Origin of the sequence: Kitasatospora sp. NPDC056273 (genome assembly GCF_042268845.1) — a bacterium.
Taxonomy (GTDB): domain Bacteria; phylum Actinomycetota; class Actinomycetes; order Streptomycetales; family Streptomycetaceae; genus Kitasatospora.
Genome location: NZ_JBHJSJ010000007.1, coordinates 15,542 through 29,410, shown reverse-complemented (window position 1 = coordinate 29,410; position 13,869 = coordinate 15,542). Strand labels below are relative to the sequence as shown.

Annotated in this window: 14 protein-coding genes; 9 read left to right on the top strand and 5 right to left on the bottom strand. The window is 72.5% G+C overall.

Annotation, left to right across the window (positions count from 1 at the left end; genetic code table 11):
* Positions 1-115: 115 nt before the first annotated feature.
* The 3 genes from ACFCY1_RS08790 (at position 116) to ACFCY1_RS08780 (ending at position 3,210) form a co-directional block, all read left to right on the top strand.
* Complete coding sequence (locus ACFCY1_RS08790; RefSeq protein ID WP_074000885.1) at positions 116-1,039, top strand: NADP-dependent oxidoreductase; 924 nt, start codon at positions 116-118, stop codon at positions 1,037-1,039.
* A gap of 139 nt (positions 1,040-1,178) precedes the next feature.
* Positions 1,179-1,643, top strand: a complete 465-nt coding sequence (locus ACFCY1_RS08785) for an Lrp/AsnC family transcriptional regulator (RefSeq protein WP_049651848.1) — start codon at positions 1,179-1,181, stop codon at positions 1,641-1,643.
* Positions 1,644-1,842: 199 nt separating this feature from the next.
* Complete coding sequence (locus tag ACFCY1_RS08780; RefSeq protein WP_117487462.1) at positions 1,843-3,210, top strand: pyridoxal-dependent decarboxylase; 1,368 nt, start codon at positions 1,843-1,845, stop codon at positions 3,208-3,210.
* Positions 3,211-3,272: 62 nt separating this feature from the next.
* Here the strand turns inward: ACFCY1_RS08780 and ACFCY1_RS08775 are convergent, their stop codons facing one another.
* Positions 3,273-4,136, bottom strand: a complete 864-nt coding sequence (locus tag ACFCY1_RS08775; RefSeq protein WP_375874021.1) for a GNAT family N-acetyltransferase — start codon at positions 4,134-4,136, stop codon at positions 3,273-3,275.
* Positions 4,137-4,381: 245 nt separating this feature from the next.
* On the opposite strand from ACFCY1_RS08775, the gene erpA reads away from it, so the two are divergent.
* Positions 4,382-4,735 carry an iron-sulfur cluster insertion protein ErpA gene (gene erpA / locus ACFCY1_RS08770; protein WP_049651846.1) on the top strand — a complete coding sequence of 118 codons (354 nt, stop codon included), beginning with the start codon at positions 4,382-4,384 and terminating at the stop codon, positions 4,733-4,735.
* Positions 4,736-4,809: 74 nt separating this feature from the next.
* Here the strand turns inward: erpA and ACFCY1_RS08765 are convergent, their stop codons facing one another.
* Positions 4,810-5,502, bottom strand: coding sequence for a hypothetical protein (locus ACFCY1_RS08765; RefSeq protein ID WP_117487461.1), 693 nt, complete (start codon positions 5,500-5,502; stop codon positions 4,810-4,812).
* A 112-nt stretch (positions 5,503-5,614) separates the two neighbouring features.
* Positions 5,615-5,821 (bottom strand): hypothetical protein, encoded by a 207-nt coding sequence (locus tag ACFCY1_RS08760; protein ID WP_049651844.1) that lies wholly within the window; start codon positions 5,819-5,821, stop codon positions 5,615-5,617.
* Positions 5,822-6,093: 272 nt separating this feature from the next.
* Between ACFCY1_RS08760 and ACFCY1_RS08755 the strand changes: the two genes are divergently transcribed.
* On the top strand, positions 6,094-7,071 hold the full coding sequence (locus tag ACFCY1_RS08755; RefSeq protein WP_049651843.1) for a carbohydrate kinase family protein: 978 nt from the start codon (positions 6,094-6,096) through the stop codon (positions 7,069-7,071).
* Here the strand turns inward: ACFCY1_RS08755 and ACFCY1_RS08750 are convergent.
* Positions 7,064-8,590 (bottom strand): cysteine desulfurase/sulfurtransferase TusA family protein, encoded by a 1,527-nt coding sequence (locus tag ACFCY1_RS08750; RefSeq protein ID WP_375874020.1) that lies wholly within the window; start codon positions 8,588-8,590, stop codon positions 7,064-7,066. The two genes, ACFCY1_RS08755 and ACFCY1_RS08750, sit on opposite strands and share 8 nt — an antisense overlap.
* Positions 8,591-8,958: 368 nt before the next feature.
* Here ACFCY1_RS08750 and coxB point away from each other — a divergent pair, with 368 nt between their 5' ends.
* From coxB to ACFCY1_RS08730, 4 genes are all read left to right on the top strand, one after another.
* Positions 8,959-9,813, top strand: a complete 855-nt coding sequence (coxB, locus tag ACFCY1_RS08745; protein WP_049651842.1) for a cytochrome c oxidase subunit II — start codon at positions 8,959-8,961, stop codon at positions 9,811-9,813.
* On the top strand, positions 9,810-11,585 hold the full coding sequence (ctaD, locus tag ACFCY1_RS08740; protein WP_074000888.1) for a cytochrome c oxidase subunit I: 1,776 nt from the start codon (positions 9,810-9,812) through the stop codon (positions 11,583-11,585). Before coxB ends, ctaD begins: the two co-directional genes overlap by 4 nt.
* Positions 11,585-12,007, top strand: coding sequence for a cytochrome c oxidase subunit 4 (locus ACFCY1_RS08735; RefSeq protein ID WP_049651840.1), 423 nt, complete (start codon positions 11,585-11,587; stop codon positions 12,005-12,007). The genes ctaD and ACFCY1_RS08735 overlap by 1 nt, the downstream gene beginning before the upstream one ends.
* Positions 12,008-12,195: 188 nt before the next feature.
* Complete coding sequence (locus tag ACFCY1_RS08730) at positions 12,196-13,452, top strand: Ig-like domain-containing protein (RefSeq protein ID WP_375874019.1); 1,257 nt, start codon at positions 12,196-12,198, stop codon at positions 13,450-13,452.
* Between the two features lie 30 nt (positions 13,453-13,482).
* On the opposite strand, the gene ACFCY1_RS08725 is transcribed toward ACFCY1_RS08730, so the two are convergent.
* The gene (locus tag ACFCY1_RS08725; RefSeq protein ID WP_375874018.1) at positions 13,483-13,854 is read right to left on the bottom strand and encodes a GntR family transcriptional regulator; all 372 of its coding nucleotides are present in this window, start codon (positions 13,852-13,854) and stop codon (positions 13,483-13,485) included.
* Positions 13,855-13,869: the final 15 nt, after the last annotated feature.

The following is a 13,869-nucleotide window of genomic DNA, read 5'->3' as shown; positions in this document are numbered from 1 at the left end:
TAGCGTCAGAGTGACGATGGCCATCCTGTCGATGTGACGAGAACCGCTCGTCGAATCGGATGCTTCCGGGCGTGGCCGAATCGATACTTCGAAGCCGACGGGTATGGCTGAGCCCATGAAAGCAATCGCGATCAACCGCTACGGCGGCCCCGAGGTGGTCGAGTACACCGACCTGCCCGACCCCAAGGTCGGGCCCGACTCCGTACTGGTCGAGGTCCGGGCGGCCGGGGTGAACCCGGTGGACTGGAAGGTCCGGGACGGCGCCCTGGACGGCATCCTCGACGCGCACTTCCCGCTGGTCATGGGCTGGGACGTGGCCGGCGTGGTCCGCGCGGTCGGCGGCGGGATCACCGAGTTCGCCCCGGGCGACGAGGTGTACGGCTACGTCCGCAAGGACGCCGTCGAGCACGGCACCTACGCCGAACTGGTCTCCGCCCCGGTCCGCACCCTGGCCCGCAAGCCGGCCGCGCTGGACTGGGCGCAGGCCGGCGGCCTGCCGCTGGCCGGGCTCACCGCCCTGCAGGGCCTGCGGGCGCTGCGCCTCGCCGAGGGGGAGACCGTCCTGGTGCACGCCGCCGCGGGCGGGGTCGGCCACCTGGCGGTGCAGGTGGCCCGGGCCCGCGGCGCCCGGGTGATCGGCACCGCGGCCGAGCGCAACCACGACTTCCTGCGCGGCCTCGGCGCCGAGCCGGTGGTGTACGGCGAGGGCCTGGCCGACCGGGTCCGCGCGCTCGCCCCCGACGGGGTGGACGCCGCCCTCGACCTGGTCGGCCACGGCGCCGTCCAGCTCTCGGCCGGCCTGGTGGCGGACCCGGGCCGGATCGCCTCGATCACCGACTACGGGGTCAAGGCGCTCGGCGGCCGGTACGTCTGGGTCCGCCCGGACGCCGACGACCTCGCCGAGCTGGCCGCGCTCGCCGACGACGGCCGGCTGACCGTCACCGTCGCCTCCACCTTCCCGTTGGCCCAGGCCGCCTCCGCCCAGGCGCTCAGCGCCGAGGGCCGTACCCGGGGGAAGATCGTGCTGCTCGTCCCGTGACGGCCGCCCGCCCGTCATCCGACGGCGGTGAACTCGTCCAGGTCATCCGCCAGAATGGTGGCGAACCGTTTCGGCAGTGGCAGCCCGCCGCCGGAGCGCCCCGCCGAACCCCCCGTACGACCCGTGGAGCCCCTCACCCATGACCAGCAGCCGAGCGCACGAGGTGGTCGGGGCCGACCTGGACGAGACCGACCGGCTCCTGCTCGCCCGGCTCGGCAGCGACGGCCGCGCCTCGTACGCCGAGATCGGGCTGCAGGTGAACCTCTCCGCCACCGCCGTGCGCCGGCGGATCGACCGACTGCGGGCGCGCGGCGTGGTGCGGGGCTTCACCGTGGTGCTCGACCCGTCCGTGCTGGGCTGGCAGACCGAGGCCTTCGTCGAGGTCTACTGCCGCGAGCGCACCGCCCCCGAGGAGATCCTCGCCAGCCTGCGGCAGTTCCCCGAGGTGGTCGCCGCCTGGACGGTCACCGGCGACCCGGACGCCCTGGTGCACCTGCGGGCCGCCGACATGCGCCACCTGGAGGCCGTCATCGAGCGCATCCGGCGCGAGCCCGGAGTGCAGCGCAGCCGCTCCTCGGTGGTCCTCTCCCAGCTCATCGGCTGACCGCCCGCCGGCCGCCCCCGGACCGTACGCAGGAATCCTGCGCGGACCCGCCCGAAGACGCCCGAAACCTGCCTGACCAGCCGCGTTCCGACGCGCGGGGAGGGCCCGGTGCTGCCTACGCTGATCACGTCCGGTCGTCGCGGTGAAGCGTCCCGCCGACCGGACGCCCCCCGACACCCCCACGCCGAGAGGGACCGCCGTGTCCGCAGCACCCGACCGCATGCACCGGCCCGACAACGAGCTGGTCGACCTGGTTTTCGACTACATGCGGGAGCGGCTGCAGTACGACCCCGTCCCGCTCGACCACCCCGGTGACGGCGAGCACCTGCGCACCCAGCTGGCCGGCCTGCTGAACCAGGACGGCAACAACCCGGTCGACGTGCTCAAGCTCTACGACCACGAGCTGTCCCGGGCGGTCATCTCCGCCGACAGCCCCCGCTACCTGTCCTTCATCCCGTGTGCCCCGACCAAGGCCGCGCTGCTGTTCGACATGGTCGTCTCCTGCGCCTCCCTCCAGGGCATCTCCTGGCTGGAGGCGGCCGGCGCGATCGCCGCCGAGAACCAGGTGCTGCGCCTGATCGCCGACCGCGCGGGCCTGCCCCAGTCGGCCGGCGGCTGCTTCGTGTCCGGCGGCTCGGCGGGCAACCTCTCCGCCCTGGTGGTCGCCCGCGACACCGCCCGCCGCAAGCTCGGTGTCGGCCCGGAGGCCCGGCTGCGGATAGCCGTCGCCGACCAGGTGCACTCCTCGGTCAAGAACACCTTCAACATCATCGGCGTCGAGGCCTTCAAGGTCCCGACCGTCAACCGGCGCTTCACCGGCGAGGCGCTGCGCGCCGCCCTGGCCGCCGACCCCAACCCGGAGACGGTGATCGCCGTCGTCGGCACCGCCGGCACCACCAACGAGGGCATCGTCGACGACCTGGCCGGCCTGGCCGAGGTCGCCCGCGAGCGCGACCTCTGGTTCCACGTGGACGGCGCCTACGGCGGCGCCGGCCTGTTCGCCCCCTCGGTGCGCGAGCGCTACAACGGCATCGAGCACGCCGACTCCTTCGTGGTCGACCCGCACAAGTGGCTGTTCGCCCCCTTCGACTGCGCCGCGCTGATCTACCGCAACCCGCAGCTCGCCCGCGCCGTGCACACCCAGGACGCCTCCTACCTGGACGTCCTGCACACCGAGGGCGACGAGTGGAACCCCACCGACTACGCCTACCACCTGACCCGGCGCGCCCGCGGCCTGCCGCTCTGGTTCTCGCTGGCCGTCCACGGCGTCCAGGCCTACACCGACGCCATCGAGGCCGGCCTCACCCTGGCCCGGGAGACGGCCCAGCTGATCCGCGAGAGCGAGCACCTGGAGCTGCTGTTCGACCCGCAGCTCTCGGCGGTCTGCTTCAAGCGCAGGGGCTGGACCAACGACGACTACTACCGCTGGTCGCAGCAGCTGCTCGCGGACCAGATCGGCTTCGTCACCCCCACCGGCTGGGACGGCGAGACGGTCGCCCGCTTCGCCTTCCTGCACCCGGGCACCACCATGGAGATGGTCAAGGAGATCCTGGACACCATGGTCTGAGCACCCTGACGTCCGTACGGCCCCCTCCGGAGCGCTCCGGAGGGGGCCGTACGCGTGCCCGCCTACAGGAACGCCCCGTTCGGCAGGTACGGCGCCGGCGGCCGCATCCCGCGCACCCCGACGAAGCCGCCGGTCTCCGGCGTCAGCCCGACCTCCAGCCCGACGTCCAGCGCCCACTCCTGCTCGGCGGTCAGGTACTCCACCCGCGCCTCGGCCCCGTCCGGCACCCGGGCCAGCGCCTCGCGCAGCAGCCGGGCCCCGATCCGCTTGCTGGTGGCCGCCAGCAGCCGCACCGTGCCGCCGTCCCGGTAGCAGTAGCCGCTGCCGGCCAGCGCGTCCGCGACCAGCAGCTCCTCGAAGTGCCCGAGCATCAGCTCGTGGTCCGGCCCGTGCGCGGACCCGCGCAGCCGGCGGTCCACCGAGTCCAGCAGGTGCAGGTGGGTGGCGTTGCCGCGGTGCACCGGTATGTCGCCCGGATCGATCAGCCCCTGCCGGTCCACCGTCCCGGTCAGCCGCATCGCCGGGTGCAGGGTGAACCCGGCCAGCCGGTAGCGGCGGGCCGCCGCCGGGGAGCCGGAGGCGCAGACCATCCCGCGCAGGCAGCCCCGGGCGTGCGCCATCGCCCGTTCGAACAGCAGCCGCCCCACCCCCCGGCCCTGCGCGGACGGCCGGACGGCGAACAGCGAGGGCGTCCACAGGCCCTCGCGGCGCATCGACAGCACCACCCCGACCGCCTGCCCGCCGCTCTCCGCCAGCCAGCAGCCCCCGGGATCGGTGCGCGCCAGGTGCCTGGTCCGGGCCAGCTGCAGCGGCGTCGACCGCGGTGGCCGCGCGGGGTCGTCGGACGGTGCGGCGAACGCGGCGAAGGACAGTTCCCGGACGACCTCCGCGTCCGCTGCGGTGTCCCTGACCTGGCGAAGGATCATGCCGACCATCCTGGCGTCCGACGGGCGGCCGTGGGGCCCGTTCACCCGGATCCGTGCCTCGGGCGGTGACCGGCCCTCCGGGGGTGTGCGAGCATGGGGAGCGTAGGGGACGCGGGTGGCACACCCGGCCTACGGACAACCAGCCGCGAACAGGCCGCAGAAATCGATCGCCGCCCGGGAAATGAAACCGGACGGCCGTTGGTTGGCACTGGCGGCAGACCGTCGTCAAGACCGGGAGAAAGCAGATGACCGTCCAGGACGAGACCACCGTCGAGAGTGGCATCCTCCTCACCGATGCCGCCGCGGCCAAGGTCAAGGCCCTGCTGGAGCAGGAAGGCCGCGAGGACCTCGCGCTGCGCGTCGCCGTCCAGCCCGGTGGCTGCTCCGGCCTGCGTTACCAGCTGTTCTTCGACGAGCGCTCGCTCGACGGTGACGTGATCAAGGACTTCGACGGCGTCAAGGTCGTCACCGACCGGATGAGCGCCCCGTACCTGGGCGGCGCCACCGTCGACTTCGTCGACACCATCGAGAAGCAGGGCTTCACCATCGACAACCCGAACGCCACCGGCTCCTGCGCCTGCGGCGACTCGTTCAGCTAAGCCCGCTGCGGAAGGCGGCCCCGGGGTGATCCCCGGGGCCGCCTTTCCGTTTCCGCCCGCGGGCGCCGCGGCGCCTACCGCCCCGCGACGTCCGGGGTGACCGGGTCCGGCCCCATGTGCGGGTCGCCCTCCAGCGGCAGCTCCTGACCGCTCGTCCTGTCGACCACCGTCCGCCCGGCCAGCGGCGAGCGCAGGTCGGCCGCGACCGACTGCCGCTTGGCCAGCGCGTTGCACACCTGCCCCGGCTGGACGGTGGGCGGGCCCGGCACGACCAGCACGTCCACCCGGCCCGGCTGCGACTCGTCCGCCTTCAGCGCGTACGTGGTGCAGACCCCGCCGAAGAAGTAGACGGTCAGCTTGGTGGTGCCGTCCACCCGGTAGGCGACCGGCGGACGGACGGGCGCGTCCGAACCGTTCGGGTTCGGCTCGCCCACCGCGATCCCGTTGCCCGGGGGAGTGGCCGGGGCCGGCTGCCCGGGCGGGGGCGAGGCCGGGCTGGGTGTGAAGCCGGTCGGCGGCTGGGCCGGCTGCGCGGCCCCGGAGGAACTCCCGGTCGGAGCCGCCGAGGACGGGCTCGCGGAGTCCGCCGGGGCCTGCGGTGAGGCACTGGCCGAGGCGGACGCGGCGGCCGAGCCGCTCGTCGCCGCGTCCGAGGCGGGCTTGCCGCCGCCGCTGCCACAGCCGGCCACCGTCACCACCGCCGCCAGCACCAGACCCGTCAGGGCCACCGCTCGCCGACCGCGCCGGGGCATCGTCTCCAGATCCATCTGCACATCCTCCCGAGGGTTCAGCGGTGCCGCCTCCTCGCCGCTCCGCGCGGATGTGACGTGCTCCGGTCGGATCCGGTTCCGCGCGCGGCTGATCCGGTCCGGCGCGGGCTCAGAAGCCGTACTCGGCCATCCCGGCGACCACCCGCTGGGCCCCGGAGGACACCCGGAAGCCGGTCGAGGCGGGGGCGACGGGCTCCGGGCCGGCCGCGAGCTGCGGCCAGAACCGGCGCAGCCGCCGGGAGGAGTCCAGCAGGGCGTCGAGCGTCTCGCCGTCCTCGGTCCGCAGGACGGGCAGGGCACAGTGGTCGGTCATCATCCGGTATCGCTCCGATCCAGGGCCGCGGCCACGCTGCCGCGGTCGACGACGGGGCCCGCACGACGGGCCCCCCACGGCCGACCCTAGGCAGGGGCCCGGCCGCCCACCAGTGCTACCGGGAGGTAGTACACGGAGGAGGGCGACGGGTGCCACCATGGCCGTGGGGCGGCAACTTGCGGCACTCTTGCCGGGCGCTCCCCGGGGCCGGGTACCGTAGGCGGGTTCGTCCCCGCCTGCCCGCTGGCCCCGCAGCCACCCTGAGGAGACCCCCCGTGCGTATCGCCGTCGCCGGCTCGATCGCCACCGACCACCTGATGACGTTCCCCGGCCGGTTCGCCGACCAGCTCGTCGCCGAGCAGCTGCACACCGTGTCGCTGTCCTTCCTGGTCGACACCCTGGACATCCGCCGCGGCGGCGTCGCGCCGAACATCGCCTTCGGCATGGGTGTGCTCGGCCTGCGCCCGGTCCTGGTCGGCGCCGCCGGTGCGGACTTCGCCGAGTACCGCAGCTGGCTGGAGCGCAACAACGTGGACTGCGACTCCGTCCACATCTCCGAGACCCGGCACACCGCGCGCTTCATGTGCACCACGGACGAGGACCACAACCAGATCGCCTCGTTCTACACCGGTGCCATGGCCGAGGCCCGCAACATCGAGCTGAAGCCGATCGCCGACCGCGTCGGCGGCCTGGACCTCGTCCTGGTCGGCGCCGACGACCCGCAGGGCATGGTCCGCCACACCCAGGAGTGCCGCACCCGCGGCTACGCCTTCGCCGCCGACCCCTCCCAGCAGCTGGCCCGCCTGGAGGGCGAGGACATCCGCGAGATCGTGGACGGCGCCGCGTACCTCTTCACCAACGAGTACGAGGCCGCGCTGATCGAGACCAAGACCGGCTGGGGCGCCGAGGAGCTGCTCACCCGCGTCGGCACCCGGATCACCACCCTGGGCAGCAAGGGCGTCCGGATCGAGCGCAAGGGCGAGGCGCCGATCGTGGTCGGCTGCGCCAAGGAGGAGGCCAAGGTCGACCCGACCGGCGTCGGCGACGCCTTCCGCGCGGGCTTCCTGGCCGGCCTGTCCTGGGACCTCGACCTGGAGCGCTCCGCCCAGATCGGCTGCATGCTCGCCACCCTGGTGATCGAGACCGTCGGCACCCAGGAGTACGAGCTGCGCCCGGCCGCCTTCCTGAAGCGCTTCGAGGAGGCCTACGGCGCCGAGGCGGCCACCGAGATCAGCGCCCGCCTGGTCAAGTAGTCCGCCGGACGACGAGGTAGGCCGAGCCCCGGTCGCCGCCGTACTCGGCGGCCGGGGCCTCGCCCGCGTACTCCTGTCCGCGCATCCCGCACCAGGCCGGGATGTCCAGCCGGGCCGCCTCGTCGTCCGCCAGCACGACGACCGTGCCACCCGGCGGCACCTCGCCGATCCGCTTCGCCAGCTCGATCACCGGCAGCGGGCAGCGCTTCCCCAGCGCGTCGATCACCGTGACCCGCCCGCTCGCCTCCGGGCGCTCTGACCCGGCGCCGACGCTCCTCGCTCCGGCACTCCCTCCTCCGTCGGTCGCTTGTCGCTCCTCGCTTTCGGCACCGGCGCGCCCTTCGGCTCGGGGCGCAGCCCCGATCGCGGCCGGCGCCGGCCCGGGCGCCGGCAGGTCCAGCCCGAGCGGCGCCCGGACGCCGGCCACCAGGTCCGGCAGCACCGCGAGGAAGCGCTCCACGTCCGCCTCGGCCGTCCCGTACGGCAGCGAGACCCGGACGTTCCCCTCGGTGAGCACCCCCATCGCCGCCAGCACATGGCTGGGCGTCAGCGTGGACGAGGTGCAGGAGGAGCCGGAGGAGACCGCGAAGCCGGCCCGGTCCAGCTCGGTCAGCAGCACCTCCCCGTCGACGTACAGACAGGAGAAGGTGACGATGTGCGGCAGCCGCCGCACCGGGTCGCCGACCACCTCGACCTCGGGCACCAGCCGCGGCACCCGGGCGCGGATCCGCTCCACCAGCGCGTGCAGCCGGGCGTTCTCCCGCTCGGCCTCGGCCCGTACCGCGCGCAGCGAGGCGGCCGCGGCCACGATCGCCGGGACGTTGACGTAGCCGGGCACCCGGCCGCCCTCGCGCTCGTCGGCCGGCAGCGGCGAGGCGTACCGGACGCCCTTGCGGACCGCCAGCACCCCGACCCCGGGCGGGCCGCCCCACTTGTGGGCGCTCGCGGTCAGCAGCGACCAGCCCGTCGGGACGTCCACCCGACCGGCGCTCTGCGCCGCGTCCACCAGCAGCGGGACACCGGCCCCGGCGCACAGCGCGGCGACCTCGCCGACCGGCTGCACCGTCCCGACCTCGTGGTTGGCGCTCTGCAGCGCGGCCAGCGCGGTGTCCGGTCGCAGCAGCGCGGCGAAGGCCGCCGGGTCGGCCCGGCCGCCCCGGTCGACCGGCGTCACCGACACCTCGCCCCCGGCGCTCTCGTGGCGTTCGGCGACGTGCAGCACGCTGGAGTGCTCCACCGCGGAGTGCACGAAGTGGCCGCCGCGCCGCCGGTTCCCGGCCAGCGCGCCCAGCAGGCCGAGCTGGACGGCCTGGGTGCCGCTCGCGGTGAAGGAGATCTCGTCCGCCCGGGTGCCCAGCACCGCGGCCACCGTCTCGCGGGCGGCGTCCAGCAGCATCCGGGCCTGCCGGCCGGAGCGGTACAGCCGGGCCGGATCGGCCCAGCCCTCGTCCAGGGCGGCGGTCAGCGCCTGCCGGGCGACGGGGTGCAGAGGGGCCGTCGAGGCCGCGTCGAAGTACACGGTCACATTTAACGACACACCCGGCCGCGTCCCCGGTCGGTCGCGCGGCTCACCCACCGTCAGTCGATCATCCCGAATGTCCGCTTCGTCCGCGCCCGACGGGCCGTCACGGGTGTCGCCCGAGGTCATCCCCCGATCGGGCGTACGGACCTCGAATGCCTACGATGACCTGCGGCGCAGCCCCCACCGGGCCTGATCGGGCTAGCGGGCGGCGCGTTACCGGGGGCTGCCCGTCAGGAGCGCATAAGGCTGGAGTAGGGTTTGGCCCGCATAAGCATTCAAACCGTGCCCGTGGACGGGTCGCCGGGGAGGCTCACACTCCTCCCCGGGGCGACGCGAAGGCGGGCGAGACTTCGGGAAGGCGCTACGTGAGTCCCAACGGCTCCGACCGCTCGCCGCGGCGCACGATGCGGCGGAAGCTGCCTCAGGCGCTGGCACTGGGCCTCGTCATCGCGACCGCCACCGGCTGCTCGGCCAACGACCTCCCCAGGCTTGGCCTCCCGAGCCCCGTCACCAAGGAAGGGCCCATGGTCCTCCAGATGTGGCAGGGCTCCTGGATCGCGGCGCTGGTGGTCGGCGTACTGATGTGGGGTCTGATCATCTGGAGCGTGATCTTCCACCGGCGCAAGCGCACCGGTGTGGAGGTCCCCCCGCAGACCCGGTACAACGTGCCCATCGAGGCGCTCTACACCGCGGTCCCCATCATCATCGTCTCGGTCCTCTTCTACTTCGTCGCCCGCGACGAGTCGAAGCTGACGGCCACCTCCGAGAAGCCGCAGCACTACGTCAACGTGGTGGGCTTCCAGTGGAGCTGGGCGTTCAACTACGAGAACACCGAGACCCCCGACCCGGCCAACAAGGACGCCGCGTACGACGTCGGAACCCCCAAGGAGGTTCCGACGCTGTGGCTGCCGGTCAACGAGTCGGTGCAGTTCCGCCTCACCTCGCGTGACGTCATCCACGACTTCTGGCCCGTCAACTTCATGATGAAGATGGACGTCGTGCCGGGCGTGGTGAACAAGTTCGAGGTCACGCCGACCGTCAAGGGCGAGTACATGGGCAAGTGCGCCGAGCTCTGCGGCGTCGACCACTCGCGCATGCTGTTCAACGTCAAGGTCGTCGACCGCGCCGACTACGACAAGCACCTGGCCGAGCTTCGCGCCAAGGGCCAGAACGGCTGGGTGCCCTCCGGCCTCATCGGCATGGGAAGTGAAGAGAAGTGACCATCCTCAACGAGCCCGCCGCGGCCGGCGGGGGCGCCGATGCCGTCACGGTCGGGGCGCAGCGGACCCGGAAGCCGGGTTCCACCATCATCAAGTGGCTGACCACCACCGACCACAAGACGATCGGCACCCTGTACCTGGGCACGTCGTTCGCCTTCTTCCTGATCGGTGGCATCCTCGCCCTGGTCATGCGTGCCGAGCTGGCTCGTCCCGGGACCCAGATCCTGTCGAACGAGCAGTTCAACCAGGCGTTCACGATGCACGGCACGATCATGCTGCTGATGTTCGCGACGCCGCTCTTCGCCGGCTTCGCGAACTGGATCATGCCGCTCCAGATCGGCGCACCGGACGTGGCGTTCCCGCGTCTGAACATGTTCGCGTACTGGCTGTACCTCTTCGGCTCGACCATCGCGGTGGCCGGCTTCGTGACCCCGAACGGCGCCGCCGACTTCGGTTGGTTCGCCTACTCCCCGCTGTCCGACGCGGTGCACTCGCCCGGCGTCGGCGGCGACATGTGGATCATGGGTCTGGCCTTCTCCGGCTTCGGCACGATCCTCGGTGCGGTCAACTTCATCACCACGATCATCTGCATGCGCGCTCCGGGCATGACGATGTTCCGGATGTCGATCTTCGTCTGGAACGTCCTGCTGACCTCGGTGCTGGTCCTGCTGGCCTTCCCGGTGCTGGCCGCCGCGCTGTTCGCCCTGGAGGCGGACCGCAAGTTCGGTGCCCACGTCTTCGACCCGGCCAACGGCGGGGCGATGCTCTGGCAGCACCTGTTCTGGTTCTTCGGCCACCCCGAGGTGTACATCATCGCGCTGCCGTTCTTCGGCATCGTGTCGGAGATCATCCCGGTCTTCAGCCGCAAGCCGATGTTCGGCTACTCCGGCCTGATCGCGGCCACCATCGCGATCGCCGGTCTGTCCGTGACGGTGTGGGCGCACCACATGTACGTCACCGGACAGGTACTGCTGCCGTTCTTCTCGTTCATGACCTTCCTGATCGCGGTCCCGACCGGTGTGAAGTTCTTCAACTGGGTCGGCACCATGTGGAAGGGCTCGCTGAGCTTCGAGACCCCGATGCTCTGGACGGTCGGCTTCCTGGTCACCTTCCTCTTCGGTGGTCTGACCGGTGTCCTGCTGGCCTCCCCGCCGATCGACTTCCACGTCTCGGACTCGTACTTCGTCGTCGCCCACTTCCACTACGTGGTCTTCGGCACCGTCGTGTTCGCGATGTTCGCCGGCTTCCACTTCTGGTGGCCGAAGATGACCGGCAAGATGCTGGACGAGCGCCTCGGCAAGATCACCTTCTGGACGCTGTTCTTCGGCTTCCACACCACCTTCCTGGTGCAGCACTGGCTCGGCGCGGAGGGCATGCCCCGCCGCTACGCCGACTACCTGGCCTCGGACGGCTTCACCACCCTGAACACCGTCTCGACCATCGGCTCCTTCGTGCTCGGCCTGTCGATCCTGCCGTTCCTCTACAACGTCTGGAAGACCGCCAAGTACGGCGAGAAGGTCACCGTGGACGACCCGTGGGGCTTCGGCCGCTCGCTGGAGTGGGCGACCTCCTGCCCGCCGCCGCGGCACAACTTCCTCACCCTCCCGCGGATCCGCTCCGAATCCCCGGCCTTCGACCTCCACCACCCGGAGATCGCCGCGCTGGACTACCTGGAGAACCACGGTGAGCCGGCCAAGCACCTCGCCGGCGTGACCCCGGCGAAGTACGACGCCCCGAAGCTGGGCAAGGGCAACAAGGAGGGCGACGCCTGATGAAGGAACAGGGAAAGATCTTCCTGGGCCTGTCGGTCTTCGTGCTGGCCATGGCCATCACCTACGGCCTGTGGACCAACTCCGACACCAACGGCCCGGGCCTGGAGGCCGCCGGTACCACGGCGCTGTTCCTGGCCTTCGCGCTGTGCGCCTTCATCGGGTACTACCTCGCCTTCACCGCCCGCCGGGTGGACAGCGGCGCGGGTGACAACCCCGAGGCCGAGGTCGCGGACGACTCCGGCGAGCTGGGCTTCTTCGCCCCGCACAGCTGGCAGCCGCTCTCGCTGGCGCTCGGTGGCGCGCTCGCCTTCCTGGGCGTGATCTTCGGCTGGTGGCTGATGTTCTGGGCCGCCCCGATCATCATGATCGGCATCTTCGGATGGGTCTTCGAGTTCTACCGCGGCGAGAACCAGAACCAGTAGGGTTCGCGCTCGTGCACCAGGGCCGGTCCTCCCGTACGGGGGGACCGGCCCTGCCGCGTTCCCGGACGCCGCTGCGTCCCCGGGATGACGGCCTCACTCAGCTGGGTGAACCGGATGTCCCTCGGATGTCGCTTCACCGGGGGCGTTCCTACGATCTGATCAATCGTGCGAAACCTTCGGAGGCGGCCATGGCCGACAGGCGCGGAATCGCAGCTCTCGGCGGCATCTCGCTGGCCCTCGCCGTGCTGGCCCCGCTGGCCGGCTGCACGGCCGGGGACGAGGCGCCCGTCGGACCGCACCGGGTCGACGCGGCCCCGCTGGTCCACCTCTCGGCGGACGCCAAGGCGGACCCCTCCCAGCCGGTCACCGTGACGGCCGTCCAGGACAGCCGGCTCACCGACGTCACCGTGGTCGGCCCGGACGGCCGGGTGGTCGCCGGGAAGCTCGCCGAGGACCAGCGCAGCTGGCAGACCACCGGCCGGCTGAAGGCCGCCACCGCGTACACGGTGCGGATCTCCGCCGACAACGGCAAGGGCGGCCGCGGCGACACCACCGCGAGCTTCAGCACCCTCGCCGCCGAACGCCTGCTCACCGCCAAGCTCGGCCCGGACTCCTCCGGCAGCGGCGTCTACGGGGTGGGCCAGCCGCTCACCGTGGAGCTCTCCGAGGCGGTGAAGGACCCGCAGGCCCGCCAGGAGGTCGAGCGCGCCCTGACCGTCGGCTCCCAGCCCGCCGTCACCGGCGCCTGGTACTGGGTGGACGACAAGAACCTGCACTTCCGTCCGGAGGACTACTGGCCGGCCGGGACGACCGTCTCGCTGGCCTTCGACGGCACCGGCAGCCGGATCGCCGACGGCCTGTACGGCGGTGACCGCAGCTCGCTGAAGCTGCGGATCGGCGAGCGGGTGGAGTCGGTGATCGACGCGGCCGCCCACGAGCTCACCCTGAAGCGTGACGGCGAGGCGCTGCGGACCATCCCGGTCACCACCGGCAAGCCCGGCTTCGACACCCGCAACGGCGTCAAGGTGGTGCTCGGCCAGGAGCGGTCGGTCCGGATGAACGGCGAGACGATCGGGATAGCGCCGGGCAGCACGGAGTCCTACGACCTCGACGTGCTCTGGGCCACCCGGGTGACCTGGAGCGGCGAGTACGTCCACGCGGCGCCCTGGTCGGTCGGCTCGCAGGGCGTCGAGAACGTCAGCCACGGCTGTACCGGCATGAGCACCGGCAACGCCGAGTGGTTCTTCCAGCACACCCGGGTGGGGGACCTGGTGACGGTGGTGAACAGCCGCGGCGGCCGGATGGAGCCCTTCGGCAACGGCTTCGGGGACTGGAACATCGCCTGGACGGACTGGGTCAAGCACAGTGCCTCCGGACAGCCCGTCAGCACCACCGCACCGGCCTCCCAGGCCCCCGCCGCCGGGATGGTCCGCCCCGAGCTCTGAGACCCCCTGAGGCCCCCTCCGGGGGGGCGCTCAGCCCTGCGGGTAGGCCAGCCGCAGGGCGGTGTCCACGGCGGCCAGGGCCTCCGCGCGGGAGACGCCCAGGCGGCTCGCCCGGGCGGCGTACTCGGCGGCGGCCTCGGCGGCCAGCCGGTGCGCGGCGTCCCCGGTGGCGGCGATCAGCGTGCCGCGCCGGCCGTGGGTCTCCACCACGCCGTCCGCCTCCAGCTCGCGGTAGGCCCGGGCGACGGTGCCGGCCGCCAGCCCCAGCTGCTCGGCCAGGGCGCGGACGGTGGGCAGCCGCAGCCCGGTCGGCAGCTCGCCGGAGCGGGCCCGGTCGGCGATCTGGGCGCGGATCTGCTCGTACGGGGGAGTGGCCGAGGCGGGGTCGACGGACAGCTGCACGGGGGCTCCTGAGGA